An 18,219-nucleotide genomic window follows, 5' to 3' on the forward strand; every position below is an offset into this window, starting at 1 on the left:
GGGAGTGAATTCTTTCTGGCAACCCCTTATCGGCAATAAAATTGCAAAAAACAGCACTTTTTTAGTTATTCATATCCAGCCACAGCTTTTATACAAACTTATCCACAGAAACCGGTTCAAGATTGCTAGAATGGCCGAAAACAAGGAGGCCAAGATGGGCTTGCGACTGAGACCCTATAAAGGAAAACGCCCGCAACTGGGCAAACGGGTGTATGTAGATCCCTGCGCGACACTGGTGGGCGATATCGAGCTGGCCGATGATGCTAAGTGAACAGGGCAAGCAATTAACTATTCCGCCAGGCTCTGGGACAACTCTTAGTTCTTATATAGAAGAGGTTGAATGGTAAGTTGAGGCAGTTGAGGCAGTTGAGGCAGTTGAGGCAGTTGAGGCAGTTGAGGCAGTATCAAAATCTCTTAAAAGAAAAGCCGGGACAAGCCCGGCTTTTTCTTTATCACTCAGCAGCTGCTTCAGCAGCGGCCGGGCGGTCTACCAGCTCAATATAAGCCATAGGGGCGTTGTCGCCAGCACGGAAACCGCATTTCAGAATGCGAGTATAACCGCCGGCGCGCTCCAGGTAGCGCGGGCCCAGTTCATTGAACAGCTTAGCCACGATCGCGTTGTCGCGAGTGCGGGCAAATGCCAGACGACGATTAGCAACGCTATCAGTCTTGGCAAGGGTGATCAGCGGTTCAACTACACGACGCAGCTCTTTTGCCTTAGGCAGAGTCGTCTTGATGATCTCATGACGAACCAGGGAGCTGGCCATGTTGCGGAACATAGCCTGACGATGGCTGCTGTTCCGGTTCAGTTGACGACCACTCAAACGATGGCGCATGACCTTATCCTTCTAACTAAATCTGTGAAACCCGTAATCTGGATTACTCGTCAGCGATGCTGGCGGGCGGCCAGTTCTCAAGGCGCATGCCAAGAGACAGACCACGGGAGGCCAACACGTCCTTGATCTCAGTCAGGGACTTCTTACCGAGGTTAGGAGTCTTAAGCAACTCAACTTCGGTACGCTGTACCAGATCACCAATATAGTGGATAGCTTCTGCCTTCAGACAGTTCGCAGAACGAACTGTCAGCTCCAAATCATCGACAGGACGCAGCAGAATCGGATCAAACTCGGGTTTCTCTTCTTTCTTCTCGGGCACGCTGACATCGCGCAGATCCACGAAGGCTTCCAGTTGCTCAGCCAAGATAGTGGCAGAACGACGGATGGCTTCTTCAGGATCCAGAGTACCATTGGTCTCCATGTCGATAACCAGCTTGTCCAAGTCGGTACGCTGTTCCACACGTGCTGCCTCAACATTGTAGGCAATACGAACGATGGGGCTGAACGCGGAGTCCAACAGCAGGCGACCAATAGGACGCTCTTCATCATCGTTGTGAACACGAGCAGAAGCAGGCACATAACCACGACCGCGCTGAACTTTCAGGCGCATGCTGATTTCAGCATTGGCACCCGTCAGGTGGCAGATTACGTGCTCCGGGTTTACGATCTCGACTTCATCACCGTGAGTGATATCACCAGCGGTAACGGGGCCTGTTCCAGACTTGGTCAGGGACAGAGTTACCTCGTCCTTGCCTTCCAGCTTCACAGCGATACCTTTCAGGTTGAGCAGGATTTCAAGAATGTCTTCCTGTACACCTTCTTTGCTGCTGTACTCATGCAGTACCCCGTCAATTTCGACTTCAGTAACTGCACAACCGGGCATAGATGACAGCAAAATACGACGCAGGGCGTTGCCCAGCGTGTGACCAAAGCCACGCTCGAGTGGCTCAAGAGTCACTTTCGCATGAGTCGGGCTAACTTGCTCGATGTCAACTAGCCGCGGTTTAAGAAAATCTGTTACAGAACCCAGCATTGTGTCCTCTCTTTAGAAGCTAGCTTTACTTGGAGTAAAGCTCGACGATCAGCTGTTCGTTAATGTCGGCAGACAGGTCGGAACGCTCTGGCAGACGCTTGAAAGCACCTTCCATTTTAGCGGCGTCAACCTCTACCCAAGTCGGCTTCTCACGCTGACCAGCAACTTCCAGGGAAGCTTTGATACGCGCTTGCTTCTTAGCCTTCTCACGAACGCAGATCACGTCCTCAGGGGAAACCTGGAAAGAAGGAATGTTCACAACGCGACCGTTAACCATGATGGCCTTGTGGCTCACCAGCTGACGAGATTCAGCACGGGTAGCGCCGAAGCCCATACGGTAAACAACGTTGTCCAAACGACCTTCCAGCAGCTGCAACAGGTTTTCACCGGTGTTACCCTTTTGACGGGCAGCGTCGCGGTAGTAGTTGCGGAACTGTTTTTCCAATACGCCGTAGATACGACGAACTTTTTGTTTCTCGCGCAGCTGAACACCGTAGTCGGACAGACGCGCTTTACGCGCACCGTGCTGACCAGGGGCAGTGTCAATCTTGCACTTAGAATCAATCGCACGAACACCTGACTTCAGGAAGAGGTCGGTGCCCTCACGACGGCTAAGCTTAAGCTTAGGACCGATATATCTTGCCATCTTCTTTCTCCAACAATCCTAGACCAAGTAGCTACAGCGTTATACGCGGCGCTTCTTGGGAGGACGACAACCGTTGTGCGGGATCGGAGTCACATCAGTAATGTTAGTGATGCGGAAACCAGCCGCGTTCAGGGCGCGGATGGAAGACTCACGACCGGGACCCGGACCTTTGACCATGACTTCCAGGTTCTTGACGCCATATTCTTTGGCCATCTCACCAGCGCGCTCGGCAGCTACCTGAGCAGCGAACGGGGTGGACTTACGAGAACCACGGAAACCGGAACCACCAGAAGTAGCCCAAGACAGAGCATTGCCCTGACGGTCAGTAATGGTCACGATTGTGTTGTTGAAAGATGCATGAACGTGCGCAATACCGTCGCTCACTTGCTTTTTAACGCGCTTGCGAGCACGAGTCGGAGTTTTAGCCATTTTCTACCTTCCCGTTACTTCTTGATAGCCTTGCGCGGACCCTTACGGGTACGAGCGTTGGTCTTGGTACGTTGACCACGAACAGGCAGGCTACGACGGTGACGCAAACCACGGTAGCAACCCAGATCCATCAATCGCTTGATGTTCATGGAAATCTGACGACGCAGGTCACCTTCAACGGTGAATTTACCTACTTGTTCACGCAGACTCTCGATCTGAGCTTCGTCCAGGTCTTTAATTTTCACATTCTCAGCGATACCGGCTGCGGCACAGATGGCCTTGGAGCGGGTACGACCGACGCCATAAATCGCAGTCAAAGCGATGACTGCATGCTTATGGTCAGGAATGTTAATGCCAGCGATACGGGCCACTATTCACTCCTACATATAGTAGATTACGACCACCACAAAGCCCGTGAGCGGATACGTGGCGGTCAACCAATACACAACAAAAGTTGGCTGGCTATATTAGCCAGCACAACTATTTGTTGCAAGTACTAACCGTAAAAAATTAGCCTTGGCGCTGTTTATGCTTTGGCTCGCTGCAAATCACACGCACCACACCGTGACGCTTGATGATTTTGCAGTTACGGCAGATTGCCTTAACGGAAGCACGAACTTTCATTGCTTAACTCCGTAACTACGCCGACCTTTAGCGGCCGTAGCCCTTCAGGTTGGCCTTCCTCAGGACGTCGCCATATTGATGAGACATCATATGGGTTTGTACCTGAGCCATGAAGTCCATGATAACTACCACAATAATCAGCAGCGAAGTGCCACCGAAGTAGAACTGTACGTTCCAGGCAGTCATCAAGAACTGGGGTACCAGACAGATAAAGGTTATATAGAGCGCACCTGCCAATGTCAGGCGAGTCATAACCTTATCGATGTAACGTGCTGTCTGCTCGCCCGGGCGAATCCCCGGGATAAAGGCTCCACTCTTCTTCAGATTATCTGCTGTCTCGCGGGGGTTGAACACCAACGCGGTATAGAAGAAGCAGAAGAAGATAATGGCTGCTGCATACAGCATCTCGTAAAGCGGTTGACCCGGCTGCAGGACCATAGAGACCTGTTGCAGGATATCAGCTACTTTACCCTCACCCTGACCAAACCAAGAGGTAATGGTCCCCGGGAAGAGGATGATACTGGACGCGAAAATCGCAGGAATCACACCAGCCATATTCACTTTCAACGGCAGGTGTGTGCTTTGCGCGGCGAATACCTGGCGGCCTTGTTGACGCTTGGCATAGTTAACGACGATACGACGCTGACCACGCTCCACGAACACCACAAAGTAAGTCACTGCGAAAACAATCAAGCCCAGCAACAACAACAGCAGGATGTGCAATTCCCCTTGACGTGCCTGTTCGGCCGTAGCGCCAATGGCATGCGGCAGACCAGCAACGATACCTGTGAAAATAATCAACGAGATACCATTACCAATCCCACGCTCGGTAATCTGCTCACCCAACCACATCAAAAACATGGTACCGGTGACCAGACTCACAACCGCTGTGAAATAGAAGCCCAGACCCGGATTAGTCACGAGTCCATGCATCATATTCGGCAGACCGGTTGCAATACCAATGGCCTGGAAAGTTCCCAAAACCAGCGTGCCCCAACGGGTATATTGGCTAATCTTGCGACGGCCGGATTCACCTTCTTTCTTGAGTTCAGCAAGAGCGGGGTGAACCACTGTCAGCAGCTGGATAATGATCGATGCCGAAATGTACGGCATGATCCCCAACGCAAGAATAGAAGCACGCGAGAGTGCACCACCACTGAACATGTTGAACATCTCAATGATGGTGCCCTTCTGTTGCTGGAACAACTCGGCCAGTACGGCGGCGTCAATACCAGGAATCGGCACATAAGAGCCTGCACGGAAAACGATAATCGCCCCGAGAACGAAGAGCAGACGGCTCTTCAGTTCACTCAGACCACCCTGTGCTTTAACATCCAATCCTGGTTTCTTAGCCATTGTACTGATTATTCCTCGATTTTACCGCCAGCGGCCTCGATGGCTGCGCGTGCACCTCTGGTGACGGACAGACCACGAACGGTCACAGCACGGTCAATGTTGCCTGACAGAACAACTTTAGCGAACACGATGTTCTTAGTAACAACACCGGCTTGCTTCAGAGTGCTCAGGTCGACCACATCACCTTCTACCAGGGCGATTTCGTTCAGACGCACTTCGGCAGAAACCAAAGATTTGCGAGAGAAGAAACCGAACTTCGGCAGACGGATTTTCAAAGGCATCTGGCCGCCTTCGAAACCGTTGCGGACTTTACCGCCACCGGAACGAGAGGTTTGGCCTTTAACACCACGACCACCAGTCTTGCCCAGGCCGGAGCCGATACCACGACCACGACGTTGTTTTTCAGGCTTGGAACCAGCGGCCGGAGACAGAGTGTTCAGACGCATGCTTAGCCCTCCACCTTAACCATGTAATAAACCTGGTTGATCATGCCGCGTACGCAAGGAGTATCTTCCAGCTCAACGGTGTGACCAATGCGACGCAGACCCAGACCACGCAGAGTCGCCTTGTGCTTTGGCAGACGGCCGATAGAGCTGCGAGTTTGAGTTACTTTTACAGTGTTAGCCATGTCGCATTACCCCAGAATTTCTTCAACGCGCAGACCACGCTTGGCAGCGATCTGTTCCGGTGATTGACCGTGAACCAGAGCGTCTACAGTAGCGCGAACAACGTTGATTGGGTTGGTGGAACCGTAGGTCTTGGCCAGCACGTTGTGGATACCGGCAACTTCCAGAACAGCACGCATAGCGCCGCCTGCAATGATACCAGTACCTTGGGAGGCCGGCTTCATGAACACGGTGGAGCCAGAGTGAACACCACGCACCGGGTGGTGCAGAGTGCCGTTGTTCAGCTCAACCTTGTTCAGGTTACGCTTAGCCTGTTCCATTGCTTTTTGAATAGCAGCCGGAACTTCACGGGCTTTACCGTAACCGTAACCTACACGGCCGTTACCATCACCCACCACGGTCAACGCGGTGAAGGACATGATACGACCACCTTTAACAGTTTTCGAAACACGGTTTACTGCAATGAGCTTTTCTTGCAGTTCGCCGGCTTGAGATTCGACTTTAGCCATCTTCGACTCCTAGCTTAGAACTGAAGACCAGCGTCACGTGCGGCAGCTGCCAGGGCAGCAATGCGACCGTGATACTTGAAACCGGAACGATCGAAAGATACGTTCTGAACGCCTTTGGCAATAGCACGCTCAGCGATAGCTTTACCTACAGCGGTAGCAGCATCTGCGTTACCGGTGTATTTCAGAGCTTCACTGATGGCTTTCTCTACTGTGGAAGCAGAGGCCAGAACTTCGGAACCGTTGGCTGCAATAACCTGCGCATAGATATGACGCGGGGTACGGTGAACAACCAGACGGGTAGCTCCCAGTTCCTGCATCTTTTTCCGAGCACGAGTAGCACGACGGAGACGAGCTGCTTTCTTGTCCATAGTGTTACCTTACTTCTTCTTAGCTTCTTTAGTACGCACTTGCTCGTTGGCATAGCGTACACCCTTGCCCTTGTAGGGCTCCGGAGCGCGGTAAGCACGGATATCGGCGGCGACTTGGCCAACCAGCTGCTTGTCGACGCCACGCAGAACGATTTCTGTAGCAGTCGGGCACTCAGCGGTCACACCAGCCGGCAGCGCATGCTCTACCGGGTGAGAGAAGCCCAGAGCCAGCGCAACAGCATTGCCCTTGATGGAGGCTTTATAACCTACACCAACCAGCTGCAGCTTGCGCTCGAAGCCTTGGGTAACACCGATTACCATGTTGTTGACCAATGCACGGGCAGTACCGGCCTGAGCGTCAGCACCAGCGATGCTGCCGCGCGGGGCGAACTTCAGTACATTGTCTTCTTTGGTCACTTCTACACCGGCGTGAATAGAGCGAACCAGAGAACCTTTACCACCTTTGATGGTCAGTTCCTGGCCGTTCAGAGTCACCTCTACGCCAGCAGGAATAGTGACGGGTGCCTTAGCAACACGAGACATTTCCTACCTCCTATTAAGCGACGTAGCAGATGATCTCACCGCCCATGCTTGCTTTGCGAGCAGCACGGTCAGTCATCACACCTTTAGACGTGGACACGATAGCAACACCGAGACCGCCCATAACTTTCGGCAGATCAGTAGTGCGCTTGTAAATACGCAGGCCTGGACGGCTCACGCGTTGGATCAGTTCTACAACTGGCTTGCCCTGGAAATATTTCAGTTCAATTTCCAGTTCCGGCTTCACGTCACCAGCTACGGAGTAGCCAGCGATGTAACCTTCTTCTTTCAGCACTTTGGCGATAGCCACTTTCAGCTTGGAAGAAGGCATGGAAACCGCAACTTTGCTCGCCGCCTGACCGTTACGGATGCGGGTCAGCATATCCGCGATCGGATCTTGCATGCTCATAAGTCTAACTCCCGAGATTCGTTACCAAGAAGCCTTCTTCAGGCCCGGAATTTCGCCCTTCATGGCATGCTCACGCACCTTGATGCGAGACAGGCCAAACTTGCGCAGGAAACCGTGCGGACGACCAGTAATATTGCAACGGTTACGCTGGCGGGACGGACTGGAATCACGGGGCAGCTGTTGCAGTTGCAGTACAGCATCCCAACGCGCTTCTTCAGAAGCGTTCATGTCAACGATGATAGCTTTCAGCTCGGCACGCTTGGTCGCGTACTTGGCTACCAGCTTGGCACGCTTTGCTTCGCGCGCTTTCATGGATGTTTTAGCCATAACCCTAACCTTACTTGCGGAATGGGAAGTTAAAGGCAGCCAGCAGAGCACGGCCTTCTTCATCGGTATTCGCGGAAGTGGTGATGGTGATATCCAGACCACGGACGCGATCGACTTTGTCATAGTCGATTTCCGGGAAGATGATCTGCTCACGCACGCCCATGGAGTAGTTACCACGACCATCGAACGCTTTAGCGTTCAGGCCACGGAAGTCACGGATACGCGGTACGGAGATGCAGATCAGCCGTTCCAGGAACTCCCACATACGCTCGCCACGCAGGGTTACTTTACAACCTATCGGGTAGCCTTCACGAATCTTGAAGCCCGCAACAGATTTGCGAGCTTTGGTGATCAACGGCTTCTGACCGGAAATGGCAGCCATATCGGCAGCAGCATTTTCCAGCAACTTCTTGTCAGAGATCGCTTCACCAACACCCATGTTCAGGGTGATTTTCTCGATCCGAGGGACTTGCATGATAGTCTTGTAACCGAACTGCTTGGACAGTTCATTTACTACATCGGATTTGTAGTAATCATGCAGTTTCGCCATCGTTAAACTCCAATTACTTCACAAGTTCGCCGGTGGATTTGAAGAAACGGACTTTTTTGCCGTCTTCAATCCGGAAACCAACGCGGTCAGCTTTGCCAGTGGCAGAGTTGAACAGCGCTACGTTTGATACATCGATGGGGGCTTCTTTGGTGACGATACCGCCAGCCTGACCCAGTGCGGGTACCGGCTTCTGGTGTTTCTTCACCTGGTTGATGCCTTCCACGATTACCTTACCTTTTGCAATCAGGACTTGAGTGACTTTGCCACGCTTGCCCTTGTCTTTGCCGGTAAGAACAATCACTTCGTCTTCGCGACGGATTTTAGCTGCCATCGTTCGACTCCTTACAGTACTTCGGGTGCCAGGGACACAATCTTCATGAACTTCTCATTACGCAGTTCACGGGTCACCGGGCCAAAAATACGAGTACCGATTGGCTGTTGGTTGTTGTTAAGCAACACAGCCGCATTGTTGTCGAAACGGATGACAGAGCCGTCCGGACGACGAACGCCTTTACGGGTGCGTACGACCACCGCGTTATACACATCACCTTTCTTCACTTTACCGCGAGGAATGGCTTCCTTGATGGAAACCTTGATGATGTCGCCGATGCCGGCGTAACGGCGGTGCGAGCCACCCAGAACCTTAATACACATTACACTGCGAGCGCCGGAGTTGTCGGCAACACCCAGCATACTTTGCATCTGGATCATCTTAGTGCTCCGCTTTGTTTACTTCTTATCCCTAATGGGATCTGGCTGCCTTCAAAAGGCGCGAAACTATAACACAGGATTTTCAGAAAAGGTAGCCTAAAAAACAAACGGCCCCTGAAAGGGGCCGCTTGGACTACAAAGTACCGATTAGGCCTTTTCTACAACGGCAACCAGGGTCCAAGACTTGGTCTTGGACAGCGGACGGCATTCGCGGATTTCCACGAGGTCGCCAGCTTTGCACTCGTTGTTTTCGTCATGCACGTGCAGCTTGGTAGTGCGCTTGATGATCTTACCGTAGATCGGGTGCTTTACCTTGCGCTCGATAGCAACAGTGATGGACTTGTCCATCTTGTCGCTGATTACACGACCTTGCAGAGTACGGATCTTGTCAGTCATTACGCACCTGCCTTCTCAGTCAGTACAGTCTTGATACGTGCGACGTCACGACGCACTTGTTTCAGAGTGTGAGTCTGAGCCAGCTGGCCGGTGGACGCTTGCATGCGCATGTTGAATTGCTCACGCAGCAGGCCCAGCAGCTCCTGGTTCAGTTCTTCGACGCTCTTTTGACGCAGATCTTGGGCTTTCATCACATCACCGTCTTAATTACGAAAGTGGTCTGAACAGACAGCTTAGCTGCGGCCAGGGCAAACGCTTCACGCGCCAGAGCCTCAGGTACACCGTCCATCTCGTACAGAACCTTGCCAGGCTGGATCGGGCAAACCCAGTATTCCACGTTACCCTTACCTTTACCCATACGAACTTCGAGGGGCTTTTCGGTGATGGGCTTGTCCGGGAACACACGGATCCAGATCTTACCTTGACGCTTAACGTGACGGGTCATGGCACGACGGGCTGCTTCGATTTGACGAGCAGTCAGTTGACCACGGGATGTCGCCTTCAGGCCAAAGGTACCGAAGGATACTTCGTTACCAGAGGTGGCCAGACCGCGGTTACGACCCTTGTGGGTCTTGCGGAATTTAGTACGCTTAGGTTGCAACATTTACCGAATCTCCTTACTTAGCAGCGCGGCGCTTGTTGTCACGCTTGGGCTTTGCAGGAGCTTGCTCTTGAGCAGCGGCAGCGTTAACAGCAGCCAGACCGCCCAGAACTTCGCCCTTGAAGATCCAAACTTTAACGCCGATCACACCGTAAGTGGTGTGGGCTTCAGAAGTTGCGTAGTCGATGTCGGCACGCAGGGTGTGCAACGGCACACGACCTTCACGGTACCATTCGGTACGCGCGATTTCAGCACCGCCCAGACGACCGGAAACTTCCACTTTGATGCCCTTGGCACCCAGGCGCATTGCGTTCTGTACGGCGCGCTTCATAGCACGACGGAACATTACACGACGCTCCAGCTGGGAAGTGATGCTGTCGGCAACGAGTTTGCCATCCAGCTCCGGCTTGCGGACTTCGGAAATGTTGATCTGAGCAGGCACGCCAGCAATAGTGGCTACAGCTTTGCGCAGCTTCTCAACGTCTTCGCCTTTCTTACCGATTACAACACCCGGACGAGCGGTGTGAATGGTCACACGGATGCTCTTGGCCGGACGCTCAATGGTGATCTTGGACAAGGACGCGTTTTTCAGTTCCTTGGTCAGGAACTGGCGTACTTGAAAATCGCTGTACAGGTTGTCAGCGAAGTCTTTGGTGTTCGCGAACCAGGTAGAATTCCAAGGCTTGGTAATACCCAGGCGAATGCCATTAGGATGTACTTTCTGACCCATTGCTTATCTCCCAGCCTTAGCGTCGGATACCACTACAGTGATGTGAGCGGTACGCTTGAGGATACGATCCGCACGACCTTTGGCACGCGGACGGATGCGCTTCATGGAGGGACCTTCGTCGACCATGATAGTAGCAACACGCAGCGCGTCGATATCGGCGCCTTCGTTGTGCTCAGCGTTTGCAATGGCAGATTCCAGCACTTTCTTAACCAGCACTGCAGCCTTTTTCGGGCTGAAGGTCAGGATATTCAGAGCCTTGTCTACGGACAGACCACGTACTTGATCGGCTACCAGACGAGCTTTCTGGGCAGAAGTACGGGCATAACGGTGTTTAGCGATAGCTTCCATCATTTATCCCTTAGCGCTTCTTAGCCTTCTTATCAGCAGCATGGCCGCGATAAGTACGAGTCGGTGCGAATTCACCCAGTTTGTGACCGATCATTTCTTCGGTAACGAAAACCGGAACGTGCTGACGACCATTATGGACAGCGATGGTCAAACCGATCATGTTCGGGATGATCATTGAACGACGGGACCAGGTTTTAACCGGCTTTTTATCCCCGCTTTCCACCGCTTTCTCTACCTTCTTCAGCAAGTGCAGGTCAATAAATGGACCCTTCTTGAGAGAACGTGGCATGGTGATTCCTCTATGTTAACAATTACTTGTTACGACGACGTACGATGTACTTGTCGGTACGCTTGTTCTTACGGGTCTTGAAGCCTTTAGCCTTCTGGCCCCATGGGGACACAGGCTGCATGCCCTTGTTACGACCCTCACCACCACCGTGCGGGTGGTCAACCGGGTTCATCGCCATACCGCGAACGGTCGGACGAATACCACGCCAGCGGTTTGCACCGGCTTTACCCAGTTGACGCAACATGTGCTCGGAGTTACCGACTTCACCGATGGTAGCGCGGCACTCGGCCAGAACTTTACGTACTTCGCCGGAACGCAGACGCAGAGTTACATAGTTACCTTCACGAGCCAGGATCTGGATGAAAGTACCAGCGGAACGAGCCAGCTGGGCACCTTTACCAGGCTTCATCTCTACAGCGTGAACGGTAGAACCAACCGGGATGTTGCGCATCGGCAGGGCGTTACCTACCTTGATGGCTGCATCAGCACCAGAAGCGATAGCGTCACCAGCTTTCAGGCCTTTCGGAGCCAAGATGTAACGACGCTCACCGTCTGCATACAACACCAGAGCGATGTTAGCGGTACGGTTCGGATCGTATTCCAGGCGCTCTACTTTAGCCGGGATACCGTCTTTGTCGCGCTTGAAGTCGACGATACGGTAGTGCTGCTTGTGACCACCACCGATATGACGGGTAGTGATACGGCCGTTGTTGTTACGACCACCGGACTTGCTTTTGCTGTCCAGCAGAGCGGCGAAGGGCTTGCCCTTGTACAACTCTTGATTGACGATCTTGACGACGTGGCGGCGGCCCGGAGAAGTAGGCTTGCACTTAACGATTGCCATTTTTGAGAACTCCTCTTACTCGGCTGCGCCCATGAAGTCGATGTCCTGACCAGCTTTCAGGGTCACATAAGCCTTTTTCCAATCGGAACGACGGCCTACGCGTGCACCTGCGCGCTTGGTCTTACCCTTCATGTTCAGGGTACGGACGGTCTCAACTTCGACCTCGAACAGTTTCGCAACTGCAGCTTTGACTTCCGCCTTGGTAGCATCAACAGCAACTTTGAACACGATAGTGTTCTGCTTTTCTGCAACCATGGTGCTCTTTTCAGAGATGTGCGGAGCCTTCAGAACTTTCAGCAGACGCTCTTCACGGATCATGCCAGCATCTCCTCGATTTGCTTAACTGCGTCAGCAGTCATCAGAACCTTGTCGAAAGCGATCAGGCTGACCGGGTCGATACCGGCAACGTCACGCACGTCAACTTTGTACAGGTTGCGAGCAGCCAGGAACAGGTTCTCATCGACTTCAGCAGTCACGATCAGAACGTCAGTCAGTTCCATTTCTTTCAGCTTGGCGATCAGTTCTTTGGTCTTCGGAGCTTCGATGCCGAACTTCTCAACAACGATCAGGCGCTCTTGACGTACCAGCTCGGACAGAATGCTACGGATAGCGCCGCGGTACATCTTCTTGTTTACTTTCTGGCTGTGATCTTGCGGCTTAGCAGCAAAAGTCACACCACCGGAACGCCAGATGGGCGAACGGATGGAGCCAGCACGGGCACGACCAGTACCCTTCTGACGCCACGGCTTTTTGCCGCCACCAGACACTTCAGAGCGAGTCAGCTGCGCACGAGTACCCTGACGGGCACCAGCGGCATATGCAACGACGACCTGGTGAACCAGAGCTTCGTTGAATTCGCGCCCGAAGGTAGTCTCGGAAACTTCAAGAGCGCTCTTGGCGTCTTTCATTACCAATTCCATTACTATCTCCTCAGACGTTACGCTTTGACGGCAGGTTTGACGATCACGTTGCCGTTGGTTGCACCCGGTACTGCACCTTTGATGAGCAGCAGGTTGCGTTCAGCGTCAACACGAACCAGTTCCAGGTTCTGAGTCGTTACACGCTCAGCACCCATGTGACCAGCCATCTTTTTGCCCTTGAATACACGACCCGGAGTCTGGTTCTGACCGATAGAACCCGGAACGCGGTGAGACAAGGAGTTACCGTGGGTCATATCCTGGGTGCGGAAGTTGTGGCGCTTAACAGTACCAGCAAAGCCCTTACCTTTGGATGTGCCGGTAACGTCTACCAGCTTAACGTCAGCGAGAAGATCTACTTTCAGCTCGCTACCAACAGTGAAAGTTTCACCGTTGTTCAGGCGGAATTCCCACAGACCGCGACCGGCTTCTACACCAGCTTTGGCGAAGTGGCCAGCTTCCGGCTTGGTCACACGGCTGGCTTTCTTGGCGCCAGTGGTAACCTGAATAGCGTTGTAGCCGTCGGTTTCTACAGATTTGACCTGAGTTACACGGTTAGCTTCAACTTCGATAACAGTCACCGGGATAGAAACGCCATCTTCAGTGAAGATGCGAGTCATACCCACTTTGCGACCTACAAGACCGATTGTCATTGTTATCAACCTCTTTCCGTAATTAACCCAGGCTGATCTGGACGTCTACACCAGCTGCCAGATCCAGACGCATCAGGGCGTCTACGGTCTTGTCAGTCGGCTCAACGATGTCTACCAGACGCTTGTGAGTGCGGATCTCGTACTGATCACGCGCATCTTTGTTGACGTGCGGGGAGATCAGGACGGTGAAGCGCTCTTTGCGAGTCGGCAGCGGAATAGGACCGCGAACCTGCGCGCCAGTGCGCTTAGCAGTTTCAACGATTTCCGCAGTGGATTGATCAATCAGGCGATGATCAAAAGCCTTCAGGCGGATACGGATTCTTTGGTTCTGCATTGACAGAGCTCCAATAGATAAAAGAACATAAATCAACACCGCCCGACCGAGATTGCTCCCGCCAGAGGTGTGATTTTTCACGTTTCCCCCCATATCGGGAGGACTGTATGGCTGGCTCCTGTAAACAGGAAACTCAGCAGCAGACATATCGTCTGGCTTACCTCATGGGTAAGCGGAGGGGATTATACGGATTTTTCAAATTTGCGCAAGGGAGAGCGAACAGATTATGCGCAGTTTTATGTGACAGATGGATCTCGCCTGCGGCAACACACTCTGCTGCCGACACCAAGGTAACGACAATGTTACAAGCAGACTGGTAGACTGTGCGCTTGCCTCTGTCAGTGGAACGACATCCCATGCTCAAAGATCAAAAGAAAGCCTATCAGTATGGCCTTTGCGCCGTTGCCCTCTGGTCGACGGTCGCCACAGCCTTCAAGATCTCCCTCGCCTATTTCGAACCTGTGCAACTGTTGCTTGTGGCCGCCTTCACCTCGACTCTCACGCTGACAGCCGTCGTCGCCAAACAGGGCAAACTGCCGCTGCTGGGAAGCTACATCAAGGCCCGCCCTTTCTACTACCTGACTCTGGGTGTGCTGAACCCCTTTCTCTATTATCTGTTGCTGTTCAAGGCCTATGACCTGCTGCCTGCCCAGCAGGCACAGACCCTCAACTACACCTGGGCTATCACTCTCAGTCTGCTGGCCGTCCCCTTCCTCGGCCAGAAGCTGCGTCGGCGTGATGGCGTCGCCATCGTGCTGGGGTATTTTGGCGCACTTGTGATCGCCACTAGAGGCGATGTATTCGGCCTGCAGTTCGACAGCCCCCTCGGCGTGACGCTGGCGCTGGTCTCGACTCTCATCTGGGCCAGCTACTGGATCCTCAACACCCGCAATCAGGGCGATCCCATTGTCAGCCTGTTGCTCGGCTTTATGATCAGCCTGCCTTTTATCGTCGTGGCGACCTGGTTGCTCTCCGATTTTGCCATGACCGCCTGGCAGGGATGGGCTGGAGCCATCTATGTGGGACTGTTCGAAATGGGTTTCGGTTTCGTGCTCTGGCTGATGGCGCTGCGCCATGCCACCAACACGGCCCCCATCAGCAACCTCATCTTTATCTCGCCGTTTGCCTCACTGGTGCTGCTCAATCTGCTGATCGGCGAAGCCATCCATCCGGCCACCCCCATCGGGTTGGCGCTCATCGTTGCCGCCCTGCTGATCCAGCAGCTCAAGTACGGCAAACGCTATCGAGCATCAGTCGAAACCAAGAGCTGACCATGCAGAAGGGCGTATCCACGGATACGCCCTTCTCTCAATCCATCCACTCCTGTGGCTGATGTTTCGGCAGCCGCATCTCGACCAGCAGGCCGCCGAGCTCCGAACGTCCCAACCGGATAGTGCCGTGGTGCTGGGCGACTATCTTGGCCACGATGGCCAACCCCAAGCCACTGCCGCCAACAGTTCGCGCCACATTACCCTGAGTAAACGGCTTGAGCACCCGGGAGTAGTCCTGCTCCGGAATGCCGGGGCCATCATCGGAAAGGCGCAAGCGCACCCAGTGCCCATCGTCCTTCAACTCGGCATACAAGCGGCTCGCCCCGTAACGCTGCGAGTTGCTTGAGAGGTTGTTCAACACCCGCCGGATGCTGACCGGATTGCAGGCCACCCGCACCGCCTCTTGCGGCAGCGCCAGATCAACCTCCAACCCCTGCTCCGAGTAGATCAGCAAGGTATCGTGCACCAGCTGGGTCAGGTCGATCGGCTCCAAATCCTGCCCCTCGTCCGGGCGGATGTAGTCGATGAACTGATCGATGATTGCATTGGACTCATCGATGTCGGCGTTGATGCTCTCCTTGAGGTACTCGTCACCAGAGGACATCATCTCGGTGGCCAGCCGGATGCGGGTCAGCGGAGTGCGCAGATCGTGGGAAACCCCCGCCATCATCAGGTTACGCTCTTCGATTAGGCTCTTGATGGAGTGCGACATATGGTTGAAGGTGCGGGTCAGTCGCCGCACCTCCCTTGAGCCCAACTCCCCCAGCGCCTCGGGGAAATGGCCCCTGGCAACAGCAACGGCACCAGCCTCGAGATCCTCGAGCGGGCGCACCAACTGCCGGGCAAAGCGCCAGGCCGCAAACAGGGTGATCACCAACAGCACGCTCAGATAGATGATGAGGGGTTCGATATCGTCATCTTCGATCTCGGTCAGCGGGATCCGCACCCAGATTTTGCTGGCCTGCGGCGGCTGGATCCAGATGATGTAGTGATCCTGGATCTCGACCCGCACCTTGGCCGGGCCACCCAGTTCGCGACTGATGTTCTCCTCCAGATAGGGGTACGGCTTGGCATCGTTGAAGCCATGCTGCACCGCCTCGCTCTGGGTATAGATGTCGGTACCGGTCGTCACATAGACCAGCGCCTCGGCATCTTCACTCAGCGCCAGTTGTTCAGTGTTGACCGGAAAGATCAGCTTGACCTGATTGGCCAGCAAGTGACTGATCTGCTTGACGGTGGGCGCCAGCAGATAGTTGTAGAAGGTGACGTAGGAGACCGCTTGATAGACCACCAGAACGGCGGCCAGAAACCAGAGCATGCGTGAGAACATGCTGCCGACTTTTTTCATGCACCGTCACCATCTGGCACGAACACATACCCCAGACCCCACACGGTCTGCAAGTAGCGGGGCTGGGCCGGATCCTGCTCCAGCAGGCGGCGCAGACGAGAGACCTGCACGTCGATGCTGCGCTCGGTGGCGGTGTATTCGCGGCCACGGGCCAGATTCATCAGCTTGTCGCGGGAGAGCGGTTCACGCGGATGGCTGACCAATACTTTCAGCACCGCAAATTCACCACTGGTGAGCGCCATAGGCTCGCCATCCCGGCTCAGCTCGCGGGTCGCCAGATTGAGCTGAAAAGCACCGAAGTTGACCACCTTCTCTGCAGCCGAGGGGGCCCCCGGCAGCTCGACGGTATGGCGGCGCAGCACGGCACGGATCCGCGCCAGCAGTTCGCGGGGATTGAACGGCTTGGGCAGATAGTCATCGGCCCCCATCTCGAGCCCGACGATGCGATCCACTTCATCCCCCTTGGCGGTGAGCATCAACACCGGGATCTGGTTGCCCGCTTCCCGCAGACGGCGGCAGATGGAGAGTCCATCTTCCCCCGGCAACATCAGGTCGAGCACCATCAGGCTGAAGTTTTCACGAGTCAGCAAGCGATCGGCCTGCTCGCCATTGGCCACGCCGCGTACTACGAATCCCTGCTCGGTGAGATAGCGCTCCAACAGGGAACGTAATTTCAGGTCATCGTCCACGACCAGGACCTTGTATTGCTGCTGACTCATTGCTTTGCCTCTTCATTCTTTAGCTGCCCCCAATACTAGGGGGGGATATAGCGGGAGCAAAGCACAAATATGTTACCGGTTATTACCCATCCCGAGAGCGTGACGACCATCAAGTCACTGCGCTGGCCATCCACTCCCTGAATGGCGCCAGCCGAGCCATCACGATTTCCCTCGACAGCAAGAGGGCAAAAGCTAATATTCCCGAGCAGTTAGCGATGAATACCCCTCTTTGACCAGGTCCGCATCACCATGAAGACAAAGCTGATCACCCGCGAAGGCTACAACAAGCTGAAAGAAGAGCTCGATTTCCTCTGGCGTCAGGAGCGCCCCGAGGTCACCAGGAAGGTGGCATGGGCCGCCAGCCTGGGGGATCGCAGCGAAAATGCCGACTACCAGTACAACAAGAAGCGGCTGCGGGAGATCGACCGGCGGGTGCGCTACCTGCGCAAATGCCTCGAAGAGCTGGGGATCGTCGACTATGCCCCCGCGCAGGAGGGCAAGGTCTTCTTCGGCGCCTGGGTCGAGGTGGAAAACGATGAGGGCGAGACCAAGCGCTTTCGCATCGTCGGCTATGACGAGATCTTCGAGCGCAAGGATTACATCTCTATCGACTCCCCCATGGCCCGCGCCCTGCTCAAGAAAGAGGTCGGCGATGAGGCCATCGTCCGTACGCCAGTTGGTGACGTCTGCTGGTATATCAACGAGATCTGCTACCCCAAATAGCCGGACTGCTTGCCACAGGCACATCCTGAGTCACAGGTGCAATGGCAAGATAAACGCCCTCCCCTGCAACTTTATCAGTCTG

At 54.1% G+C, this 18,219-nt stretch carries 32 protein-coding genes and 1 pseudogene; 3 read left to right on the top strand and 30 right to left on the bottom strand.

Annotated features, from left to right (window positions below; genetic code table 11):
• Window positions 1–154: 154 nt before the first annotated feature.
• A pseudogene (locus AACR14_RS02670) lies at window positions 155–265 on the top strand (gamma carbonic anhydrase family protein); the annotation flags it as partial.
• Window positions 266–452: 187 nt separating this feature from the next.
• Here the strand turns inward: AACR14_RS02670 and rplQ are convergent.
• The 28 genes from rplQ to rpsJ form a co-directional block, all read right to left on the bottom strand.
• Entirely contained in the window at window positions 453–836 is a 384-nt protein-coding gene (rplQ, locus tag AACR14_RS02675; protein WP_005307999.1) for a 50S ribosomal protein L17, read from the bottom strand.
• A gap of 43 nt (window positions 837–879) precedes the next feature.
• Window positions 880–1,869, bottom strand: a complete 990-nt coding sequence (locus AACR14_RS02680) for a DNA-directed RNA polymerase subunit alpha (protein ID WP_005307997.1) — start codon at window positions 1,867–1,869, stop codon at window positions 880–882.
• Window positions 1,870–1,894: 25 nt separating this feature from the next.
• The gene (rpsD, locus tag AACR14_RS02685; RefSeq protein ID WP_005340600.1) at window positions 1,895–2,515 is read right to left on the bottom strand and encodes a 30S ribosomal protein S4; all 621 of its coding nucleotides are present in this window, start codon (window positions 2,513–2,515) and stop codon (window positions 1,895–1,897) included.
• Between the two features lie 39 nt (window positions 2,516–2,554).
• Window positions 2,555–2,944, bottom strand: a complete 390-nt coding sequence (rpsK, locus tag AACR14_RS02690) for a 30S ribosomal protein S11 (RefSeq protein WP_005307993.1) — start codon at window positions 2,942–2,944, stop codon at window positions 2,555–2,557.
• A 14-nt stretch (window positions 2,945–2,958) separates the two neighbouring features.
• Complete coding sequence (gene rpsM / locus AACR14_RS02695) at window positions 2,959–3,315, bottom strand: 30S ribosomal protein S13 (protein WP_005307991.1); 357 nt, start codon at window positions 3,313–3,315, stop codon at window positions 2,959–2,961.
• Window positions 3,316–3,454: 139 nt separating this feature from the next.
• Window positions 3,455–3,568, bottom strand: coding sequence for a 50S ribosomal protein L36 (gene rpmJ, locus AACR14_RS02700; protein WP_005319705.1), 114 nt, complete (start codon window positions 3,566–3,568; stop codon window positions 3,455–3,457).
• A gap of 27 nt (window positions 3,569–3,595) precedes the next feature.
• Complete coding sequence (secY, locus tag AACR14_RS02705; protein ID WP_005340602.1) at window positions 3,596–4,924, bottom strand: preprotein translocase subunit SecY; 1,329 nt, start codon at window positions 4,922–4,924, stop codon at window positions 3,596–3,598.
• 8 nt (window positions 4,925–4,932) lie between these two features.
• Window positions 4,933–5,370: a 50S ribosomal protein L15 gene (gene rplO, locus AACR14_RS02710; protein WP_019445038.1), complete on the bottom strand. Its 438-nt coding sequence runs from the start codon at window positions 5,368–5,370 to the stop codon at window positions 4,933–4,935.
• A 2-nt stretch (window positions 5,371–5,372) separates the two neighbouring features.
• A complete protein-coding gene (gene rpmD, locus AACR14_RS02715) occupies window positions 5,373–5,552 on the bottom strand; it encodes a 50S ribosomal protein L30 (RefSeq protein WP_005307985.1) in 180 nt (59 codons plus the stop codon).
• 6 nt (window positions 5,553–5,558) lie between these two features.
• Window positions 5,559–6,059 (bottom strand): 30S ribosomal protein S5, encoded by a 501-nt coding sequence (rpsE, locus tag AACR14_RS02720; protein WP_005340605.1) that lies wholly within the window; start codon window positions 6,057–6,059, stop codon window positions 5,559–5,561.
• A gap of 14 nt (window positions 6,060–6,073) precedes the next feature.
• Window positions 6,074–6,427, bottom strand: coding sequence for a 50S ribosomal protein L18 (gene rplR, locus AACR14_RS02725; RefSeq protein ID WP_005340606.1), 354 nt, complete (start codon window positions 6,425–6,427; stop codon window positions 6,074–6,076).
• A 9-nt stretch (window positions 6,428–6,436) separates the two neighbouring features.
• Window positions 6,437–6,970, bottom strand: a complete 534-nt coding sequence (rplF, locus tag AACR14_RS02730) for a 50S ribosomal protein L6 (RefSeq protein ID WP_005340607.1) — start codon at window positions 6,968–6,970, stop codon at window positions 6,437–6,439.
• Between the two features lie 13 nt (window positions 6,971–6,983).
• On the bottom strand, window positions 6,984–7,376 hold the full coding sequence (rpsH, locus tag AACR14_RS02735) for a 30S ribosomal protein S8 (protein WP_005307980.1): 393 nt from the start codon (window positions 7,374–7,376) through the stop codon (window positions 6,984–6,986).
• 21 nt (window positions 7,377–7,397) lie between these two features.
• Window positions 7,398–7,703: a 30S ribosomal protein S14 gene (gene rpsN, locus AACR14_RS02740; protein WP_005340609.1), complete on the bottom strand. Its 306-nt coding sequence runs from the start codon at window positions 7,701–7,703 to the stop codon at window positions 7,398–7,400.
• Between the two features lie 10 nt (window positions 7,704–7,713).
• Entirely contained in the window at window positions 7,714–8,253 is a 540-nt protein-coding gene (gene rplE, locus AACR14_RS02745) for a 50S ribosomal protein L5 (RefSeq protein ID WP_005331162.1), read from the bottom strand.
• Window positions 8,254–8,266: 13 nt separating this feature from the next.
• Window positions 8,267–8,584 (bottom strand): 50S ribosomal protein L24, encoded by a 318-nt coding sequence (rplX, locus tag AACR14_RS02750; protein ID WP_005307977.1) that lies wholly within the window; start codon window positions 8,582–8,584, stop codon window positions 8,267–8,269.
• An 11-nt stretch (window positions 8,585–8,595) separates the two neighbouring features.
• On the bottom strand, window positions 8,596–8,964 hold the full coding sequence (rplN, locus tag AACR14_RS02755) for a 50S ribosomal protein L14 (protein ID WP_005307975.1): 369 nt from the start codon (window positions 8,962–8,964) through the stop codon (window positions 8,596–8,598).
• Between the two features lie 147 nt (window positions 8,965–9,111).
• Complete coding sequence (rpsQ, locus tag AACR14_RS02760) at window positions 9,112–9,360, bottom strand: 30S ribosomal protein S17 (RefSeq protein WP_005307966.1); 249 nt, start codon at window positions 9,358–9,360, stop codon at window positions 9,112–9,114.
• Window positions 9,360–9,551, bottom strand: coding sequence for a 50S ribosomal protein L29 (gene rpmC, locus AACR14_RS02765; RefSeq protein ID WP_005307965.1), 192 nt, complete (start codon window positions 9,549–9,551; stop codon window positions 9,360–9,362). Before rpmC ends, rpsQ begins: the two co-directional genes overlap by 1 nt.
• Window positions 9,551–9,964, bottom strand: coding sequence for a 50S ribosomal protein L16 (gene rplP / locus AACR14_RS02770; RefSeq protein WP_005340612.1), 414 nt, complete (start codon window positions 9,962–9,964; stop codon window positions 9,551–9,553). The genes rpmC and rplP overlap by 1 nt, the downstream gene beginning before the upstream one ends.
• A 13-nt stretch (window positions 9,965–9,977) precedes the next feature.
• Window positions 9,978–10,691 (bottom strand): 30S ribosomal protein S3, encoded by a 714-nt coding sequence (rpsC, locus tag AACR14_RS02775; protein WP_005307962.1) that lies wholly within the window; start codon window positions 10,689–10,691, stop codon window positions 9,978–9,980.
• 3 nt (window positions 10,692–10,694) lie between these two features.
• Window positions 10,695–11,039, bottom strand: a complete 345-nt coding sequence (gene rplV / locus AACR14_RS02780) for a 50S ribosomal protein L22 (protein ID WP_005319741.1) — start codon at window positions 11,037–11,039, stop codon at window positions 10,695–10,697.
• A 10-nt stretch (window positions 11,040–11,049) separates the two neighbouring features.
• A complete protein-coding gene (rpsS, locus tag AACR14_RS02785; RefSeq protein ID WP_005307960.1) occupies window positions 11,050–11,328 on the bottom strand; it encodes a 30S ribosomal protein S19 in 279 nt (92 codons plus the stop codon).
• Window positions 11,329–11,350: 22 nt separating this feature from the next.
• Window positions 11,351–12,172, bottom strand: coding sequence for a 50S ribosomal protein L2 (gene rplB, locus AACR14_RS02790; protein WP_005340614.1), 822 nt, complete (start codon window positions 12,170–12,172; stop codon window positions 11,351–11,353).
• Between the two features lie 15 nt (window positions 12,173–12,187).
• A complete protein-coding gene (rplW, locus tag AACR14_RS02795) occupies window positions 12,188–12,490 on the bottom strand; it encodes a 50S ribosomal protein L23 (RefSeq protein ID WP_005307955.1) in 303 nt (100 codons plus the stop codon).
• A complete protein-coding gene (gene rplD, locus AACR14_RS02800; RefSeq protein WP_005340616.1) occupies window positions 12,487–13,092 on the bottom strand; it encodes a 50S ribosomal protein L4 in 606 nt (201 codons plus the stop codon). The genes rplW and rplD overlap by 4 nt, the downstream gene beginning before the upstream one ends.
• Window positions 13,093–13,109: 17 nt before the next feature.
• Window positions 13,110–13,742: a 50S ribosomal protein L3 gene (gene rplC, locus AACR14_RS02805; protein WP_005340620.1), complete on the bottom strand. Its 633-nt coding sequence runs from the start codon at window positions 13,740–13,742 to the stop codon at window positions 13,110–13,112.
• A gap of 22 nt (window positions 13,743–13,764) precedes the next feature.
• A complete protein-coding gene (rpsJ, locus tag AACR14_RS02810) occupies window positions 13,765–14,076 on the bottom strand; it encodes a 30S ribosomal protein S10 (protein ID WP_005307944.1) in 312 nt (103 codons plus the stop codon).
• Between the two features lie 356 nt (window positions 14,077–14,432).
• Between rpsJ and AACR14_RS02815 the strand changes: the two genes are divergently transcribed.
• Window positions 14,433–15,347 (top strand): DMT family transporter, encoded by a 915-nt coding sequence (locus AACR14_RS02815; RefSeq protein ID WP_005355344.1) that lies wholly within the window; start codon window positions 14,433–14,435, stop codon window positions 15,345–15,347.
• Window positions 15,348–15,384: 37 nt separating this feature from the next.
• On the opposite strand, the gene envZ is transcribed toward AACR14_RS02815, so the two are convergent.
• Complete coding sequence (envZ, locus tag AACR14_RS02820; RefSeq protein ID WP_019445039.1) at window positions 15,385–16,695, bottom strand: two-component system sensor histidine kinase EnvZ; 1,311 nt, start codon at window positions 16,693–16,695, stop codon at window positions 15,385–15,387.
• Complete coding sequence (ompR, locus tag AACR14_RS02825) at window positions 16,692–17,414, bottom strand: osmolarity response regulator transcription factor OmpR (RefSeq protein ID WP_005340625.1); 723 nt, start codon at window positions 17,412–17,414, stop codon at window positions 16,692–16,694. The genes envZ and ompR overlap by 4 nt, the downstream gene beginning before the upstream one ends.
• A 249-nt stretch (window positions 17,415–17,663) precedes the next feature.
• On the opposite strand from ompR, the gene greB reads away from it, so the two are divergent.
• Window positions 17,664–18,137, top strand: coding sequence for a transcription elongation factor GreB (greB, locus tag AACR14_RS02830; RefSeq protein ID WP_019445040.1), 474 nt, complete (start codon window positions 17,664–17,666; stop codon window positions 18,135–18,137).
• Window positions 18,138–18,219: the final 82 nt, after the last annotated feature.

The organism is Aeromonas sp. 159, from assembly GCF_963862045.1.
Lineage (GTDB): Bacteria > Pseudomonadota > Gammaproteobacteria > Enterobacterales > Aeromonadaceae > Aeromonas > Aeromonas veronii.